The following is an 18,083-nucleotide window of genomic DNA, read 5'->3' on the forward strand; positions in this document are numbered from 1 at the left end:
GAGAACATCGGCAAAGATACAGTGAAGAGTTTAAAAGAGAAACGGTAAAGTTTGCGCAAGAGCAAAAGCAAAAGAAAACCATGACAGAGATTGCGGAAGATATCAAGGTTCCACTAAGTTGTCTGCATGAATGGATGAGTAAATATCGCGAATTTGAAAACGAACCGGTGGTGGTGGAAGAACGTTTAAAGAAACTGGAGCGAGAACTAAAGGAAAAAGAACGGGAACTAAAGGCAAAAGACAAGAAAATAGCGGAGACCGAGGAAGAATTGGCTATCGTAAAAAAGGCGGTGCACATCTTCAGCAGACCAAAAAAATGAAGTTTCTATTCATTGAAGACAATCGCTCGGTGTTTTCAGTGGAGAAGATGTGTAAAGTATTAGAGGTGTCTACGAGCGGTTATTTCAAATGGAGAAAGCATAAGCCGAGTCCACAAGAAATACGTAGGGAAGCCATAAAGAAACGAATTAAATACCATTATTACGATGCTGACAGTATATATGGTAGTCCCAAAATCACAAAGCTATTAGTCCAAGAAGGATATCAAGTAACAGAAAGAACCGTTAGTGTGTACATGAAAGAACTAAACTTACGATCTTGTGTATCTAAGCCATATAAAGTATCTACAACGCATTCAAATCATGATGATCCTGTAGCACCTAATAGGTTAAATCAACACTTTACAGCACCAGAACCAAACAAGATATGGGTAGCTGATATCACCTATATCCCTTGTCGACAAGGGCGCTTATATTTAGCTGCGATTCTGGACTTATATACTCGTGAAATAGTTGGTTGGCGCTTAGATGGACATATGGAAACGTCATTAGTTCTTCAAGCACTAGAAGATGCTTATACGTTAAGAAACCCAGAAAAAGGCTTGCTTCACCACTCCGACCGTGGTACACAATACGCTTCTACGGAGTACCGGGACAAACTGAAAGAATTTGGTATGGAGGCAAGCATGAGTCGTACAGGAAATTGTTATGATAATGCTTGTGCAGAATCGTTCTTCAGCCTAATCAAAAAAGAATTAATGAGAGGTCAACGATTTCAAACGAAGGAGCAAGCTTACGCGGAGATTTATCGTTATATAGAGCTTTTCTATAATCGAAAAAGAATACATGGATCCATTGGTTTTATATCTCCGGTAGCGTTCAAGCAAAAATACGATAGGCAGCATGCGGCATAAAAGAAAGAGCACTTATCGAAGCAGTAAGTTGCCTTTTCATCACTTAGCGACTAGCCAGATGATTCCGTGGAGGGGTCAAGTGGTTTGGGCTTGATGCCTCCGCGGTATCATCTATCATTTGAAAAGTGAAGAAAAGGCTACGGTAATCTGACATGTATTCGTTATTTAGGTGTCCACTTTCTTGACAGAAGTCCATCCGTTCCGTTATTTTAGTAAAAAGCGTTCAATAGAAGCATAATTTCGGTGAATAAAGGAATAGATGTCCGTTACAAGCCTTGAATTCCCCTTTTTTATGCTATTTAACGGAACAAATGTCCGCAAGAAATTCATAGACTTACTTTAGTTGATAAGTCCGTATTCTTTCTTTGCCACTTGCTATTTTTAGAATCTGGGAATCAACCATTTTGTGCAAAAGGCGTCTTGCATGGCGATCACTTATATGAAGATGTTGTGCTATTTCTTGAGGTGTAAAGGGGCGTAATACACGTTGAGCATATCGGATAATTTCTGATTCGACCCAAGTTAAAGAAGAAGGGGTTTCAATTGAAATGAATTTTCCTATGAAAGAAAGGATAAGCTGTTGACATTTTCTAGGTTCATCTTTGATGGATAAATAAGCAATAGGGAGGAATATCCAACCATCTAGAGCTAATAAAGAATGACGCCAACATAAATCTTTAAATCTTCTGACATCTAGGTCTCTAGCATGGGGCCCGTATCCTTGAATTTCGATTCCTCCCTTAGCTCCACCTGGCATATAGGCGAGATCTAGATAGCGATATCCATTATTGAAATCTCGAACTTCCCATTCTGGATATAAATCATCAAAATTACCTACAGTGGGATACCAAATACAGCGGAGAAATTCAACAGTTCCATGTCCCAATCCTTTCTTCAATATTTCTCGTCTCCTGTGATTTTTTTCTTCAGCGATATTCTTGTGTATCCATTCTTCGATAGCTTGATTAAATGGTTGCATGTAAACACATCCTTTTCAAAATAAACATGGGTTTTTAATAATAAGTGTGGGTAGTAGTAGAGAGTAGGGGAACAAAAACTATTAGATATTTGTATAGTACCTTAAGTATGCTTAATAAGCAATAAGAAGTTTACGTAAGGCAGTGCAACAACCAACAATCGCAAAAGTCAACAAACTTATATTCTGTTAATCTAAGAAAAACACATCATTTGTTAATTAATACAGATAATTAACAAAAGATAAAACAGTACAAATTGATTATTTAATAAACGTAAGAAATGCATAATATTTCAAGAATAAATTGAATATTACAACGAACAACTGTATAATTATAGTAGAGGAAAATATACTAGTACAGATGAAAGAATGGTGAAAAGCGATTGGCTACAAAACATGAACAAATTCTATCCTTTATTGAATCCTTAAAAGTAGGAAATAAAATATCTGTAAGGCAAATTGCTAAAGAGCTAAATGTAAGTGAAGGAACAGCTTATCGTGCCATAAAAGAAGCAGAAAACAAGGGGCTGGTTAGTACCATTGAGCGCGTAGGAACCATTCGAATCGAACGCAAACAAAAAGAAAACTTTGAAAATCTAACCTTTGCCGAAATTGTAAGTATCGTAGATGGACAAGTACTTGGAGGAAGAGACGGCTTATACAAAACATTAAACAAGTTTGTTATCGGTGCGATGAAGCTTGATGCAATGATGCGCTATACGGAAAAGGATTCTCTTTTGATAGTTGGTAATCGTACAGAAGCCCATCAATTAGCATTAAAAGAGGGTGCGGCTGTACTTATTACTGGTGGATTTGATACGGATGATATAACCAAGCAATTAGCAGATCAGAAACAGTTACCAATTATATCAACTAGTTATGATACATTTACAGTAGCTGCGATGATTAACCGAGCTATATATGACCAGCTAATAAAGAAAGAGATTGTTCTGGTCGGTGATATTTATACCTCGGTAGAAGATACATATTTCTTAATGACAAAAGATCAAGTTGCCAAATGGTATGAATGGGAAGAAAAAACAACACACAGCCGGTATCCTGTAGTGGATGAAAAAAATAAAGTAGTTGGGATTGTTACATCAAAAGATGTAATTGGACGAAAGATGGATATGTTAATCGAAAAGGTGATGACCAAAAATCCGTTAACCGTGATGAAAGAAACCTCGCTGGCATATGCGGCACATATGATGGTGTGGGAAGGTATAGAAATCATGCCTGTTGTGGATCATCATCATCAATTGGAGGGGCTTATTTCTCGTCAAGATGTGTTGAAAGCACTTCAGCACATTCAAAAACAGCCACAAGTTGGTGAAACAATTGATGACATCGTTTCAAACTATTTTGATCATTCACCTACAGACCCACAACATTCTACTTACCATGCCGAGATCACTCCGCAAATGACGAATCAGTTAGGAACGTTATCATATGGAGTATTTGTTTCCTTTGTTATTGAAGCCGCGCGTAGATTGTTGCGGCATCAGAAGAAAGGTGACTTGGTTGTAGAGAATATAACGGTATATTTCATAAAACCTGTTCAATTAGAAACGACGGTTACCTTTCAACCAAAAATTATCGATGTTGGCAGAAAGTCGGCAAAAGTAGATATCGAGGTATATCATGAGAAAAAAGTAGTCGGAAAAGCGATGCTGATGGCACAGTTAATTGATCGTTAATCAAAGTAGAGCATTGCCCAAACCGTTTTTAGCCATCAATAGGATAAAAACTTTGAACTTGTGAAAATTTTCAGTGACATCACGAGAGAGCTATGTGGTAGGCGGACATTTAGTACCTTAAGTGCCTCGATAATCCCATTTTTTCGATGTGGGCGGACAATCAATCCCTTATTTGATAACTTTTGACAAAAAATAGTGTTATTTCTGATGAATTGCGGAATAGATGTCCGACAACATGACAAAAACGGCACTTTTGTCACAAATAACGGAACGAATGTCCGCCTCATGGCGAGGTTCTTGAAGGAGTATATTGCACCACTAACCAAACTTCGGAATGAAAGAAAAGTACTTCGAAGCTTATCACAGAGCTAATCGCCTTTTAGCCCCCACTTCAAGCTTCAAGTGTTTAGGGATAATAATAGACGTTAACACCTTGAAAAGTTTCACTAAGCATAGTCTCACTTTATTAGAAAAGCAAACTACCTTATGGTAATTTGCTTTCGTTAAAACGTTATTGATTCGTTTGTGCTCTTTTTTGATATTCTTCCTTATAATGAGACAACCGTTTAATCCCGCCGTAACCTTGTACAATTCCAAAGAAAAGAAATACAAGTGTTATAAATAATGCAAGCTGTGTTTGATAAAATAAGTATTGATTGACACCAAAAACGCTGATAAAAATACCCAACGCTATTCGAGCTTTTGCATTTTTAATCTCTTGCATCAGTGGATCACGATCCCTTATTATCATTACTTTATAATAAATATACATCATAAACGATAAGATAATCATGATTGGGAAAATAACCATAGTAAAACCTCCAATAACATAACGAGCTATATCCATCAGTGGGGTATTACGGACGACTAGCACCGTGATAAAAATACCTTTCTATTGTATCGTGACTATAATAGAATTGCTAGTGAAAAAGGATAATAGGTACAAAAAAGGAGTATGTATATGTCAGTAATGTTGCAAATATTTGAGAAAATAAAACAGTACGATACGATTATCATTCACCGCCATGTTCGTCCTGATCCTGATGCATATGGGTCTCAAAGTGGACTTGCGGAAATTATTAAAGTAAGCTTTCCAGCCAAACATGTATATGTAGTTGGTGAAGAGGAAGCCTCTTTATCATTTTTAGCAACAATGGATGTTATCGAAGATGGTGTTTATTCAGATTCACTTGTTATTGTTTGTGATACAGCAAACCAAGAAAGAATTTCTGATCAACGCTTCGAGTTAGCTAAGGAAGTGATTAAGATCGATCACCATCCAGCAGTGGATGCATATGGAGATTTGCAATGGATAGATGTAGATGCAAGTTCTACAAGTGAAATGGTTTACCATTTTTATACAGAACAGAAAGGCAACGGGATAAAAATGACTGATAGAGCTGCCTTTCTTTTATATAGTGGAATAGTAGGTGACACTGGTCGCTTTTTATTTCCGAGCACTACTGAAAGGACTTTTCGATATGCCTCAGAATTAGTTGTTTATGATTTCGACCGCACTGAGATGTACGAAGAAATGTACAAAACAAGCTTAAACATTGCCAAATTGAAAGGCTACATTCTTCAAAATATTTCTGTATCAGAAGCCGGTGTAAGCTATGTTAAATTAACAAAGGATATTTTAAATGAGTTTGAAGTAGAGGCATCGGAGACTAGTTCTGTGGTAGGGGTGTTAGGAGATATTGAGGGGATCAAAGTATGGGTGATATTTGTCGAAGAAGACGATGTTATTCGTGTTCGAATTCGCTCCAAAGGCCCCGTTATTAATCAAGTAGCAGCAAATTACGAAGGTGGCGGACATCCGCTTGCATCAGGTGCTAAAATTCATCAGTGGGAGACAGTAGACAATGTTTTGGCTGATTTAGAAGAAGTTTGTAAAGAGCAATAATCTTAAAAGCCTATCTCTCAAGGTCAATTGTATGACCTTGAGAAATAATTAGGATTCTGCCATTTTAAGTTCAATCGATAAATATACTGTCTCTGTCACAATTATTCTGCGAACTTCTGCTTGAAACCTAAAATCATCTATATTAATGGTTTTGTTTTCAATGGTCGAAATAAGTAAATCTATTGAATTGATAATCTCATCAACGCTTTTTCCGATAGCATGAGATGCTTCAGTTCGAACAGCATCTTCTAATTGTTGAATCATAATTCGATCAGAGTCTATATTTAATTCCTCCAGATTTAGGAATTCAATATTAATTTCTCCAACTTGCAAACCTTTTTTGGTTTGCTGATCGAGTGCCTCGTGATTTTTTCGTAAATTTTCGTAGCTCTGTCTAAGGTCCTGAAGATCTCCGCGCAATGCCAGGTTTTCTTCAATCCACTTTTCTTGTAATTCGCCAAACATGTAAATAAAAATAATATAGCCGATAATCGTGCCAATCGCAACACCGGCCAGAAATCGTTGCCATGATGGACGTTTGTAATACGGTGGAATGTGCATTATTGTATCTCCTCTTGAATAATCCATTCGATGATTAATATTGCAGTATGTGCACCGCCCATTGCAGTAATAATTAGTAAAATTTGTTTGACTAAATCGATAGTAGACCCTTCGTAGATACCCCTTTCAAAATTATAAATGGCATCAAAGGTCCCCCCGATTGCTGCAACAATAGCCCAAATACGTAAATTTTTAGCGATCCGGTTTATATGTGTGAATGGAGCATCACCAGCTACAAATGCACCTATACTTCCAATGATTGAACCACCAATCATTACACCAAAAGCGATAAAATAACATTGAATCATCGTTGCCATGAAGCGTTCTTCCATTCACACCCCTCCCGCGAATTAATTTAATCCTCAATTAAAATATATGGCAAACTTGTCTACTATATGTTTACTAACTTACAAGTTGCACAAGGTCTGATATAATAAAGAAACAAAACATTTGATCGCATTGCATCAGGAGGTGATAATATGTCGCACTTATCTGCACTTCAAGTGAAAACTGGCTACTCATTAATGAATAGTACGATCCAAATTGAACCATTGGTCAAACAGGCGAAGAGCTATGGCTATCAGCACCTGGCATTGACGGACGAAGGAATTATGCATGGAGCGATTCCTTTTTATCAAGCATGTAAGAAGGCAGGCATTAATCCGATACTCGGGCTTTCCTATCGTGTTGAACTCCATGAGCATTCAGTTGCCGTTATTGCCTTAGCTAAAAATGCAACAGGCTACCAGCATTTGTTGCAAATAAGTACTGCACTGCAGCACGGGGAAAAAATAACGATTGATACGATGAAGAACCACGATGAGTCTCTTTTTACCATTTTACCTGCCGAACAGTGGCAAGTAGAACAACTAGAAACGAATCTCCAACAAATTAGATCACAAAGTGGTTGGAACAATATTTATCTTGGTGTATCAGAGCAATTAGTCGATCAGCGAAACACATTGGAACAACTGAATATTAAGAAGGTCGCTTTGTCGGATGTAAGGTATTTGAATAAGCAAGAAGTTGTTGCTTATAGTAGCTTGCGGGCTATGGATCAAGGCGTGAAATGGAACAAGGAAATGCTAGAGGAGTTGGCAGGCACTTATTTAAAATCTGCTGAAGAATTGAACATAGCTTTTCGAGCATGGCCAGAATTACTGACCGAAGCTAATCATTTAGCAGCACAGTGTCATATTGAGCTTCGTTTAGAACAAAGATTATTACCTAAATATCCTGTCCCAGCTGGTATGCATGCCGATCAATATTTAGAGGAATTGTGTGAAGAACAAATACCTGATAAATATTCACATGTGACTGACGAGATTACAGATCGCCTCCACTATGAAATCGATGTTATTCAATCGATGGGCTTTAGTGATTATTTTCTTATTGTTTGGGACTTTGTCAATTATGCAAAAGAAAATCAAATTATGGTTGGACCAGGTCGTGGGTCAGCTGCCGGTTCACTTGTCGCCTATCTTTTAGGGATTACAGATGTCGATCCAATTCAATATAATTTGTTATTTGAGCGTTTTTTAAACCCGGATCGTGTGACGATGCCTGATATCGATATAGACTTTTCCGATGAGAAGAGAGATCAAGTGATTCGTTATGTTGTAGAGAAATATGGGAGTGATCATGTAGCACAAATCATTACTTTCGGCACATTTGCGGCACGATCTTTGTTAAGAGAGCTTTTTAAGGTATTAGACATCCCTGATAACGATCAGGCTTATATTTTAAAATCATTGCCAAAGGATAGTAATAGTAGTATTGCGGCATTATTAAAGCAAACACCGGAGTTAACGGAGTATGTAAAACAATCGGATCAGTTGAAACGTTTATTTAAAATTGCTAATCAGCTTGAAGGGCTCCCACGGCATGTATCGACACACGCTGCCGGCGTTATTATCAGTGATCAAGAGATGACACAACACGTCGCAACGATGCCGTCTCAAAGTAATGTCTCGTTAACACAATATCCAATGAATGATCTGGAGAAAATCGGTTTATTAAAAATTGACTTTCTTGGGTTACGTAACTTGACATTGATTGAAAAGATTTTAAAACAAATTGAATATCATCAAAAGAAATCTGTTTCTTTAAAAAATATTCCTTTTGATGATGAAAATACCTATAAGCTATTACAAAAAGGTGAAACAAATGGCATCTTTCAATTGGAATCACAAGGGATGCAAAAAGTTTTACGGGAATTACGCCCGACTAATTTTGAGGATATCGTAGCAGTAAATGCTCTGTATCGACCAGGTCCAATGGAGTTTATCCCAACCTATATCGAACGTAAACATAAAAAGAAGGAAATCCCCCACCTTCATCCTGATTTAGCCTCGATATTGGAAAAAACATATGGCGTGCTCGTCTATCAGGAACAGATTATGCAAATTGTTCATAAAATGGCTGGTTTTACATATGGTGAAGCAGATATTCTTCGAAGGGCAGTCAGTAAGAAAGATAAAACTCTTTTAATGGAGAATAAACAAAAATTTATCAATGGAAGTTTGCAAAATGGGTACGATAGCCAGACAGCAGAAGAAGTGTTTGATTGGATTGTCCGATTCTCTAATTATGGATTTAACCGAAGTCACGCTGTTGCCTATAGTGTTATCGCCTATCAATTAGCATACCTAAAAGCAAATTACCCTGTTGCCTTCTTTATTGAAATGTTGAGTATGCATATGGGGAATGCTGAAAAAATCCAAAATTATTTACGAGAAGCGAAAAACAGAAATATTGTGGTTTTACCACCATCGATTAATCACAGTATAGGTAAATTCAAAGCAGAAGACGGTGGTATCAGAATTGGCTTAAATATCATTAAAGGAATAGGATTTCAAGCTGTACAAACGATATTAGATGCCCGTAAAAATCAACGGTTTAAAAATTTATTTGATTTTTGCTTACGTGTCCCGTTGCAAAAAATCAATCGGACAATTATTGAGTCACTAATATTAGCTGGAGCATTTGATGAGTTACATGACAACCGTGCCACCTTGTTAGCTAGTCTTGATGAGGCAATGGAACAAGGCGAATTATTTAGAGAATTTGATGATCAAATTCATTTCTTTGAGGGGGATTTAGCGTTAGATGTTTCTTATACCGAGACAGATCCATATCCAATTATGAAGCAATTGATGATGGAGAAAGAAGTGATAGGATTCTTTGTATCTACTCATCCATTAGCCCAGGTACGCGATAAAATTCGCAAGTATGGATATATTTCGATTCAACAAACACACCAACTCAAGAAGAAAAAGATAAAGATAGCTGCAGTAGTCCAATCGCTAAAAGTTATCCGAACTAAAAAAGGCGAAACAATGGCTTTTGCAACGATCTCGGACGAATCTGGTGAAATGGAGACAGTATTATTTCCTAATGTGTTTCGACAAGTAAATCATTGGCTTGAAGAAGATAGTTTTGTTTTTGTTGAAGGGAAATTAGAAGAACGAAATGAAAAAAAACAACTGATTGTGAATGATATTCAACCATATCAGTTGGAGGAGAAGCAACTAACCACAGACAGTGTATATATTAAAGTACTAGACGAGAAAGAAGAATCATTAGAGAAACTGCAAGAGTTAGCAACGAAGTTTCCTGGGTCTTCAACTGTTTACCTTTATCAAGAAAATCAACGACAATTGTTTAAGTTATCAACTAACTATAATTTGGATAGTGCGTGGAATGTTGTAAAAGAGTTAAAACAATATTTTGGGGAAAATAATGTAGTGATTAGGCATTCTTCATAAAAGGGTGCCCCTTTACATCATTTATTGATCTGATATAATGTAATAGTTAATTGGTCTGACCAGTAAAGACTTTAACAGGGGGAAAGTGATGTCAGAGCGCAGTAAAGTATATCAGCAAGTGCTAAGTGAAATTCAGCGCCTTATCAAAGAAGATGGGTATTTACCTGGAGATAGACTGCCGTCAGAAAGGCGGTTATCTGTGCAATTAGATGCAGCTAGATCCTCTGTTAGAGAAGCTTTAAGAGCTATTGAATTATTGGGAATAATCGAGACAAGGCAAGGGGAAGGTACGTATTTAAGGGATTATCAAACGTTCCAAGCCGTAGAATTGTTAGCATCATTTGTCTTACAAGATTCCCGAATAAAAGAAGAATTACAGCAAGCGAAAAAAATATTAGAAAACCATGTATTATCCGTTGATTCGCTTTCAGATCAACAAATAAGACAGTTAATGGAGATTTTAGCTGATTCATCTTTATCGACAGAGGAAAAACATCATCGTTTTTTTCTTGTCTTTTTTAAAGCAAACGGCAATCAGCTTTTGTTAAGAATATGGCGTCTTATGCAAGACTTTTCAGAGAATATTGAGCAAGATGCTTATTCTGATCAATATTATTATGATATGTTAAAAAAATACAAAAAAACAATTGAATAAGCAATTTTAGATTTGAATACATTGTAGTGTAATGAAGAAGGAGGAATCTTCCTTGTTGAAAGATTTGTTCGGAAAAAAGAAAAAATATGCATCCATTCCTGGTGAGAATGCCAAAAAAGATGTCCCCGAAGGTTTGATGCAAAAATGCGGTGGATGCAAAAAAATATTTTATCAAAAAGAGCTTATTAAAAATTTAAATGTTTGCCCGGAGTGTGGACATCATCATCAAATTTCTGCCTATGACCGTATTCACATTCTATTTGATGAAGGTAGTTTTGAGGAATGGGATAAAGACTTGTTATCGCAAAATCCACTACAATTTCCTCAATATGAAGAAAAATTAGAAAAAGATAGAATAAAAACAGGATTAAATGAAGCTGTAGTAACTGGTGAAGGTAAAATTCATGAGAGCAGAACGGCAATCGCAATAATGGATTCACGTTTTCGAATGGGAAGTATGGGATCTGTTGTAGGTGAGAAAATTGCTAGAGCGATAGAACGTGCTCGTGAAGAAAAAATGCCGATTATTATTTTTACTGCATCAGGTGGCGCACGTATGCAGGAAGGTATATTAAGTTTGATGCAGATGGCAAAGACATCCATTGCCATTCAGCGCTTGCATAGGGAAAATGGTTTATTTATTTCTGTGATGACAAATCCTACTACAGGTGGAGTATCTGCTAGTTTTGCTTCGATCGGGGATTACCATTTCGCAGAACCAGGTGCACTAATTGGTTTTGCTGGTAGACGAATTATCGAACAAACCATTAGGGAAAAACTACCGAAAGATTTTCAAACTGCTGAATTTCAGTTGAAACACGGACAAGTCGATAAAGTAATCCCTCGTGGAGAGATGCGAGATACACTAGGAACGATACTAGACATCCATGGATTTGGAGGTGAAACAGTTGAATCAAGTGCTGGAGTTTGAGAAACCTGTTATTGAATTACGTGAGAAAATTGAAGAATTAAAAGCTATGACAAAAGACAGCGATATAGATTTATCTGATGAAATAAGTAAAATGGAAGAACGGTTAGCAAAACTAGAAAATGATATTTATGGGAAGTTAAAACCTTGGGATCGTGTACAAATCGCTCGTCATGCCAACCGTCCCACTACATTACAATATATTGAGCAATTATTTACTAATTTTATTGAATTTCATGGTGATCGCCTCTTTGGTGATGATGCAGCAATGGTGGCCGGTATTGCAAAATACAAAGGTAAACCTGTTACCATAATTGGGCATCAAAGAGGAGAGAATACAAAAGAAAATTTAAAACGTAATTTTGGAATGGCACATCCTGAAGGCTACCGTAAGGCATTGCGTCATATGAAACAAGCAGAAAAGTTCAACAGACCGATCATTACTTTTATAGACACCAAAGGTGCTTATCCAGGTAAAGCGGCAGAAGAGCGTGGCCAAAGTGAGGCTATCGCAAGAAATTTGATGGAGATGGCTGGAATTAAAGTTCCTATTATCTGTGTGGTAATTGGTGAAGGTGGAAGCGGTGGTGCTTTAGGTATTGGTGTAGGAGACCGAATTCACATGCTAGAGAATTCAACTTACTCCGTTATCTCTCCAGAAGGTGCTGCAGCATTGCTTTGGAAAGATTCAGGACAAGCAGAGAAAGCTGCAAAATCGTTAAGAATAACCGCTCCTGATTTAAAAGAATTAGATGTTATTGATGAGGTGATACCAGAACCACTTGGTGGAGCACACCGTGATATGGTTACCCAAGCATTAAGCATCAGCAAAGTATTAGATAAATCATTAAGAGAGTTAGAAGAGGAAAATGAAACCTCCTTACTCGAAAAACGATGGGAAAAATACAAACAAATCGGCGAAGTTCAATCATCAATAGAAAAAGTAGAAGTCTAAACGCACATAAACCTCTCCAACTTCAGGAGGGGTTTTTCTAACTTGTAAGGAAAGTATATAAACATTGGTATCATAACTTTTTTAGAGGTTTCAATGCTATATTTTAGCGTTTTTATGGAATAATAATCCAAGTTTCTAGCTCTGACATATGTTGTAGAACAGTATTTAGCGTAGGCCGCCCACTTTCACTCCTGTGAGAATTGTTTGGCCTGAAGATCCACTTTTTCGAGCGGTTTTTGCTCGAAAAAGTTAGCTGAAGGACAAACCCCACGGAATGGGAAGTGGACAGCCGGAGTGGAGGTAAGCAGTTGATATAACTCCATAATGGCCGCTAGAGGAAGCGTGAATCTTGAGCATTTAGTGATAAGGATGGAGCGAATTTTGCTCAGTTTTTCTTCATTGCACTGGTGAAAATAGTGCATACATATACTACGACGTAAAGTGACATAGATTTGCTCTCTTTAGATGAGTGGATGATCGTCGTTGCGGAGTATTCTGTCTCGGTATTCTAGTACTTCCTATGGAAAGAATGGATGAAAGTCTCACTTTCAAAATTTTCACCTGATTCCCAGTATGTATCTAATACGATTTATTATAAAGATAAATAGAGAGTTTTTTTGTATTTGATAAACGATAATAAACAAAAAAACTTTCAATGTGAAGAGAAATGCGCTAAAATTATAATGTTTAGGGGTGAGTTTCGTTTTTATTTCATGTATAATCTTAGGTGGAATTCCTATATAGTTTAAAAGACAAAAAAGATGGAGAGAAATGTTGTAGGACAATTTATTTTGTTAATGAGGTGATTTATTTGAAAAAAATTGGTGTATTAACAAGTGGTGGAGATGCACCGGGAATGAATGCAGCGGTTCGTGCGGTTGTTCGTAAAGCAATCTACCATGAATTAGAAGTTTATGGCGTTTATAATGGATATGAAGGTCTTATGGAAGGTAATATTAAGAAAATGGAACTAGGTTCTGTTGGGGATATTATTCAACGAGGTGGAACGATTCTATACTCTGCTCGTTCAGAAGAATTCAAGACAGATGCAGGGCAGCAAAAAGCAATCGAACAAATGAGAAAAATTGGAATAGAAGGACTCATTGTTATTGGTGGAGATGGGTCATTTCGTGGTGCAGAAAAATTGACTCAAAAAGGTTTTCCATGTATTGGTGTTCCAGGTACTATTGATAATGATATTCCAGGTACTGATTATACTATTGGATTTGACACAGCTTTAAATACTATCGTTAATGCAGTGGATAAAATTCGAGATACAGCTACCTCACACGAACGTACATATGTAATTGAAGTAATGGGAAGAGATGCTGGTGATTTAGCGTTATGGGCAGGTCTTGCAAATGGTGCGGAAAGTGTCATCATTCCAGAACAAGAAGAAAGCTTCGAAAGCGTTGTAGGTAAGTTGAAGCGTGGTCAGGAACGAGGTAAAAAACATAGTATTATCATTCTGGCTGAAGGTGTTGGCAGTGGGGTTGATTATGGAAAACGCATTGAAGAAGAAACAAATATGGACACACGTGTAACAGTACTAGGCCATATTCAACGTGGTGGTTCACCTTCAGGATATGATCGTGTATTAGCAAGCCGTTTAGGAGCAAAAGCTGTCGACCTATTAATGGACGGAATCGGTGGTCGTATGGTTGGTGTTGAAAATAACATTGTAGTTGATCATGATATATCAGATGTTTTAACTAAAAAACATGCTGTTAACATGAATATGTATAAATTAGCTAATCAACTGTCTATTTAATTTACTATATCGAAACGTTTAGTCATAATAGGGTTTAGAGATTGAAGGAGGAAGCAAAATGAGAAGAACTAAAATCGTTTGTACGATTGGACCAGCATCAGAGGCAGAAGAAAAGTTAGAACAATTGATTGAGGCAGGGATGAATGTTGCCCGTTTAAATTTCTCTCATGGAGATTTTGATGAGCATGGAGCAAGAATTAAAAATATCCGTAGTGCTGCAAAAAAATTAGGGAAAACAGTTGCCATTTTATTAGATACGAAAGGTCCTGAAATTCGTACAGGAACTTTGAAAGATGGAAAAGCTGATATTGTTAAAGGAAATACCGTGTATGTTTCAATGGATGATATTGAAGGAAATGAAGAACGTATTTCAGTAACTTACCCGCAACTAATTCATGATGTCGAAGTCGGATCTAAATTACTATTAGATGATGGATTAATAGCTCTAGAAGTTACAGAAATCCTTAAAGATAGAAATGAATTAAAAACAGTAGCACTAAACTCTGGATTACTTAAAAATAAGAAAGGTGTTAACGTTCCGAACGTAAGTGTAAACCTACCAGGTATCACAGATAAAGATGCAGCAGATATTAAATTTGGAATTGAGCAAGGCGTTGATTTTATTGCCGCTTCTTTTGTTCGTCGCGCATCAGATGTGTTGGAAATTAGAGGATTATTGGAAGAACATAATGCAACACATATTCAAATTATTCCTAAAATAGAGAACCAGGAGGGTGTCGATAACTTAGATGCCATTCTCCAAGTAAGTGATGGTTTAATGGTTGCACGTGGTGACTTAGGTGTTGAAATTCCACCAGAGCAAGTTCCACTTGTTCAAAAAGAAATGATCTATAAATGTAACAATGCTGGTAAACCAGTTATTACAGCAACTCAGATGCTTGATTCTATGCAGCGTAATCCAAGACCAACAAGAGCTGAAGCTTCAGACGTTGCCAATGCGATTTTAGATGGAACAGACGCAATTATGCTTTCAGGTGAGACTGCTGCTGGTGACTATCCAATCGAAGCGGTAGAAACAATGAGTAATATTGCGAAGAAAGCAGAAACAGCGATTGATCATAAAGCAATGCTAGACCTTCGCTCCAAAGCGTCTGATTTAACCATTACCGATGCGATTAGTCAATCTGTTAATCATTCAGCGATGAACCTAAATGTTGATGCCATTTTAACACCAACGGTTAGTGGCTTTACAGCTCGAATGATCTCGAAATATCGTCCGGAATCACCTATTATTGCCGTAACTTTTGATGAACAAGTAAGCAGAAGGTTAGCGTTAGTATGGGGTGTTGAAACAATTGTTGGTACACTAGCACATACTACAGATGACGTGTTGGAAGAAGCAATTGAACAAGGATTGAAAACTAATCATTTCAAACGTGGCGACCGTGTCATCATTACTGCAGGTGTTCCGGTTGGTGAAAGTGGTACAACTAATTTGCTGAAAATCCATGTAATTGGAGATGTATTGGCTAAAGGACAAGGTGTTGGTAAAGGTAGTACTTACGGGCGCGCTGTAATTTGTAAAGATGCAGAAGAAGCCAAGTTAAAAGTAAAGCAAGATGATGTTATTATCACTTATGGTACAGATAAAGACATGATGCCATCGATCGAAAAAGCCAGTGGAATTATTACAGAAGAAGGCGGATTGACTTCTCATGCAGCAGTTGTTGGTCTAAGCTTAGGTATTCCGGTTATCGTTGGGGTAGAAAGAGCGATTGAATTAATTAATGACGGACAAGACATTACGATTGATGCTCAAAAAGGTGATATTTACGCTGGTCATGCTAGTGTATTATAAAAGTGAACCAATAGAGAAGAAGGCTGCCTTCTTCTCTATTTTTACACTTCGAGAGATGAAGAATGTTAGTATAAGAAAACGAGATTTTGTGTACATGTCGGTAAGCCAAATTTTCTTGATAAGTAGAAGATGTCTAGCTCTAATCCCCAAAAACTAGGCGACTTCCCTAAACGTGCTACAATATCGGTTCGCTTATCTTCGTGATTCCTTTATCTCATTTGCTTCAGTTCATTCACTAAGTTTGTCTAATTGGAAAAGGGTGATATTATGTTTCGTTTGTTACTTTTATTTATTTTGGTAGTCCCGGCTTTAGAAATTGGTATTTTTGTTTGGGCTGGTGGCTATATAGGGCCATGGTGGCTTATTGTATTGATTATATTCACAGGAGTGTTGGGTGCTTGGTTAGCTAAGCAACAAGGTTTAGAAACATTACGAAAGGCACGAGAATCCATGAGCATGGGATATGCACCGCAAGAGACGGTTTTTGACGGTATTTGTATTTTGATTGGTGGCATCGTACTGTTAACCCCAGGATTTATAACAGATGCTATCGGTTTTTGTCTATTAATTCCTTTTACGAGAAGACCGTTTAGAAATATGTTTCAAAACATCGCACGTAAATGGATGGATAGTGGGAGATTTACGATTTATCGACGCTAATTCGATTATGCTTAATGTATTGCCAAAGTATATGGAACAGCTTGGCTTCACTACATGCTTTTCCGATAAATAGGATAGCAGGTCCTAGCCAAATTCCTTTCACACCAAATAGTTGAAAACCTAAGTAAATGGTTATAATAGTTAAGATTGGATGAATCCCCAAAGCATTGGAAACGATTTTTGGCTCCAATAGTTGTCTTTGTAGAATAACGAACAAATAAAGTGAAAATAAGCAGATTGCCAAAGTCGTTTCTCCTGTCATAAACAAATATAAACTCCATGGTACAAAGATGATTCCAGTTCCTAATATAGGTAACAGATCTACTAATGCCATTAGAAGAGCTATTGTAAAAGCATGTTTGATTTGAAATAAGCTTAACCCTATCAGGATAATAATGAAAGTAATGGAAATCAGTATTAATTGCGCTTTTATATACCGAATGATCTTTGTCCGTATTTGTTTAGAAACAGTTTGTGTAATTTCGATGTATGGTAAAGGTACTCTTTTCAAAACATATTGATAGAACTTGTCCCAGTCTTTGCAGATAAAAAAAGTACACAAGAAAGAAAAGATTAAAATCATTACAGATCCGGGTAAACTCGATATTTGGTTTCCAAGCCAGTTCAATATGATTTCTAATAAGTAGGCGATTTGATCGGCAATACTTATACTTATTTCGGCTAATTGTTCTTCAATAACAGTATGTTGTTCTTCAGGAAGACTATGGATATATTGATTAGCTTTTTGAATGAGTGGTTGGATCCATTGATTAAAATGATTCATAGACTGTTCCAGTAAAAAGCGGAGATTATCCGGAATCCATTTTGCTAAATAAATAATTCCTTGCAATAATTCTACACCAATAAAAAAAAGCGACATAATCGTGCTAACGATGGCGATTAATATTCCTAATAGACAGCTGAGAACATAAGGAATTTTTAAATGAATATGCATCAATTGAATAATGGGATATAAAATAACGGCAAATATACAAGCTAAAAAAAAGGGAAATAGAAATTGGATAATCAGATAAACAGTTAATAATAACGCAGAAAGAATAGCAATCAGGTAAAAGGTCCTTAATAACATTTGCTTGTTCAGCATATTGAAATCTCCTTTGAAGTTAGAGGTTATTTTTTTCAAAATTTAGCACTTTGTGATAAGATATGCATTGGTTAGAATGCAGTGGAGGACA

At 36.8% G+C, this 18,083-nt stretch carries 16 protein-coding genes; 11 read left to right on the forward strand and 5 right to left on the reverse strand.

Translation table 11 applies throughout. The features are described from left to right. Positions 1–320 (forward strand): transposase (locus tag J5J03_RS20515; protein WP_208586293.1); only part of this gene is annotated, 320 nt, incomplete at its 5' end. Further along, a complete protein-coding gene (locus J5J03_RS20520) occupies positions 317–1,192 on the forward strand; it encodes an IS3 family transposase (RefSeq protein ID WP_208585884.1) in 876 nt (291 codons plus the stop codon). The genes J5J03_RS20515 and J5J03_RS20520, both read left to right, overlap by 4 nt. Before the next feature lie 334 nt (positions 1,193–1,526). Here J5J03_RS20520 and J5J03_RS20525 read toward each other — a convergent pair whose 3' ends face one another. Next, entirely contained in the window at positions 1,527–2,171 is a 645-nt protein-coding gene (locus J5J03_RS20525; protein ID WP_208592247.1) for a transcriptional regulator, read from the reverse strand. Positions 2,172–2,551: 380 nt separating this feature from the next. On the opposite strand from J5J03_RS20525, the gene J5J03_RS20530 reads away from it, so the two are divergent. After that, entirely contained in the window at positions 2,552–3,865 is a 1,314-nt protein-coding gene (locus J5J03_RS20530) for a DRTGG domain-containing protein (RefSeq protein WP_208592248.1), read from the forward strand. A gap of 511 nt (positions 3,866–4,376) precedes the next feature. Here the strand turns inward: J5J03_RS20530 and J5J03_RS20535 are convergent. Continuing rightward, complete coding sequence (locus tag J5J03_RS20535) at positions 4,377–4,676, reverse strand: YtpI family protein (protein WP_208592249.1); 300 nt, start codon at positions 4,674–4,676, stop codon at positions 4,377–4,379. A 150-nt stretch (positions 4,677–4,826) separates the two neighbouring features. Here J5J03_RS20535 and J5J03_RS20540 point away from each other — a divergent pair, with 150 nt between their 5' ends. Next, positions 4,827–5,771 (forward strand): DHH family phosphoesterase, encoded by a 945-nt coding sequence (locus tag J5J03_RS20540; protein WP_208592250.1) that lies wholly within the window; start codon positions 4,827–4,829, stop codon positions 5,769–5,771. A gap of 48 nt (positions 5,772–5,819) precedes the next feature. Here J5J03_RS20540 and ytrI read toward each other — a convergent pair whose 3' ends face one another. Together ytrI and J5J03_RS20550 are read right to left on the reverse strand one after the other, a co-directional pair. Further along, a complete protein-coding gene (gene ytrI, locus J5J03_RS20545; RefSeq protein ID WP_208592251.1) occupies positions 5,820–6,332 on the reverse strand; it encodes a sporulation membrane protein YtrI in 513 nt (170 codons plus the stop codon). Continuing rightward, positions 6,332–6,664: a YtrH family sporulation protein gene (locus J5J03_RS20550; RefSeq protein ID WP_208592252.1), complete on the reverse strand. Its 333-nt coding sequence runs from the start codon at positions 6,662–6,664 to the stop codon at positions 6,332–6,334. The genes ytrI and J5J03_RS20550 overlap by 1 nt, the downstream gene beginning before the upstream one ends. Positions 6,665–6,811: 147 nt before the next feature. On the opposite strand from J5J03_RS20550, the gene dnaE reads away from it, so the two are divergent. From dnaE to J5J03_RS20585, 7 genes are all read left to right on the forward strand, one after another. Then, positions 6,812–10,099 carry a DNA polymerase III subunit alpha gene (gene dnaE / locus J5J03_RS20555; protein ID WP_208592253.1) on the forward strand — a complete coding sequence of 1,096 codons (3,288 nt, stop codon included), beginning with the start codon at positions 6,812–6,814 and terminating at the stop codon, positions 10,097–10,099. 88 nt (positions 10,100–10,187) lie between these two features. Beyond that, on the forward strand, positions 10,188–10,754 hold the full coding sequence (locus tag J5J03_RS20560; protein WP_208592254.1) for a FadR/GntR family transcriptional regulator: 567 nt from the start codon (positions 10,188–10,190) through the stop codon (positions 10,752–10,754). A gap of 52 nt (positions 10,755–10,806) precedes the next feature. Then, positions 10,807–11,685, forward strand: a complete 879-nt coding sequence (accD, locus tag J5J03_RS20565) for an acetyl-CoA carboxylase, carboxyltransferase subunit beta (protein WP_208592255.1) — start codon at positions 10,807–10,809, stop codon at positions 11,683–11,685. Then, entirely contained in the window at positions 11,663–12,637 is a 975-nt protein-coding gene (gene accA / locus J5J03_RS20570) for an acetyl-CoA carboxylase carboxyl transferase subunit alpha (RefSeq protein WP_208592256.1), read from the forward strand. Before accD ends, accA begins: the two co-directional genes overlap by 23 nt. 811 nt (positions 12,638–13,448) lie before the next feature. After that, complete coding sequence (gene pfkA, locus J5J03_RS20575; RefSeq protein ID WP_208592257.1) at positions 13,449–14,408, forward strand: 6-phosphofructokinase; 960 nt, start codon at positions 13,449–13,451, stop codon at positions 14,406–14,408. A 58-nt stretch (positions 14,409–14,466) separates the two neighbouring features. Further along, a complete protein-coding gene (gene pyk / locus J5J03_RS20580; protein WP_208592258.1) occupies positions 14,467–16,227 on the forward strand; it encodes a pyruvate kinase in 1,761 nt (586 codons plus the stop codon). 267 nt (positions 16,228–16,494) lie between these two features. Next, positions 16,495–16,887, forward strand: a complete 393-nt coding sequence (locus J5J03_RS20585; protein WP_208592259.1) for an FxsA family protein — start codon at positions 16,495–16,497, stop codon at positions 16,885–16,887. Here J5J03_RS20585 and ytvI read toward each other — a convergent pair. After that, positions 16,868–17,992 carry a sporulation integral membrane protein YtvI gene (gene ytvI / locus J5J03_RS20590; protein WP_208592260.1) on the reverse strand — a complete coding sequence of 375 codons (1,125 nt, stop codon included), beginning with the start codon at positions 17,990–17,992 and terminating at the stop codon, positions 16,868–16,870. The two genes, J5J03_RS20585 and ytvI, sit on opposite strands and share 20 nt — an antisense overlap. Positions 17,993–18,083: the final 91 nt, after the last annotated feature.

The sequence above is a fragment of the Gracilibacillus suaedae genome (assembly GCF_017599345.1).
GTDB classification, from domain to species: domain Bacteria; phylum Bacillota; class Bacilli; order Bacillales; family Amphibacillaceae; genus Gracilibacillus; species Gracilibacillus suaedae.

Excerpts from the sequence above, each read along its gene's own strand:
- J5J03_RS20550 (WP_208592252.1), bottom strand. The coding sequence starts at position 6,664 with ATGGAAGAACGCTTCATGGCAACGATGATTCAATGTTATTTTATCGCT.
- J5J03_RS20540 (WP_208592250.1), top strand. The coding sequence starts at position 4,827 with ATGTCAGTAATGTTGCAAATATTTGAGAAAATAAAACAGTACGATACG.
- ytvI (WP_208592260.1), bottom strand. The coding sequence starts at position 17,992 with ATGCTGAACAAGCAAATGTTATTAAGGACCTTTTACCTGATTGCTATT.
- J5J03_RS20535 (WP_208592249.1), bottom strand. The coding sequence starts at position 4,676 with ATGGTTATTTTCCCAATCATGATTATCTTATCGTTTATGATGTATATT.
- dnaE (WP_208592253.1), top strand. The coding sequence starts at position 6,812 with ATGTCGCACTTATCTGCACTTCAAGTGAAAACTGGCTACTCATTAATG.
- ytrI (WP_208592251.1), bottom strand. The coding sequence starts at position 6,332 with ATGCACATTCCACCGTATTACAAACGTCCATCATGGCAACGATTTCTG.
- pyk (WP_208592258.1), top strand. The coding sequence starts at position 14,467 with ATGAGAAGAACTAAAATCGTTTGTACGATTGGACCAGCATCAGAGGCA.
- J5J03_RS20520 (WP_208585884.1), top strand. The coding sequence starts at position 317 with ATGAAGTTTCTATTCATTGAAGACAATCGCTCGGTGTTTTCAGTGGAG.
- J5J03_RS20585 (WP_208592259.1), top strand. The coding sequence starts at position 16,495 with ATGTTTCGTTTGTTACTTTTATTTATTTTGGTAGTCCCGGCTTTAGAA.
- J5J03_RS20560 (WP_208592254.1), top strand. The coding sequence starts at position 10,188 with ATGTCAGAGCGCAGTAAAGTATATCAGCAAGTGCTAAGTGAAATTCAG.
- J5J03_RS20525 (WP_208592247.1), bottom strand. The coding sequence starts at position 2,171 with ATGCAACCATTTAATCAAGCTATCGAAGAATGGATACACAAGAATATC.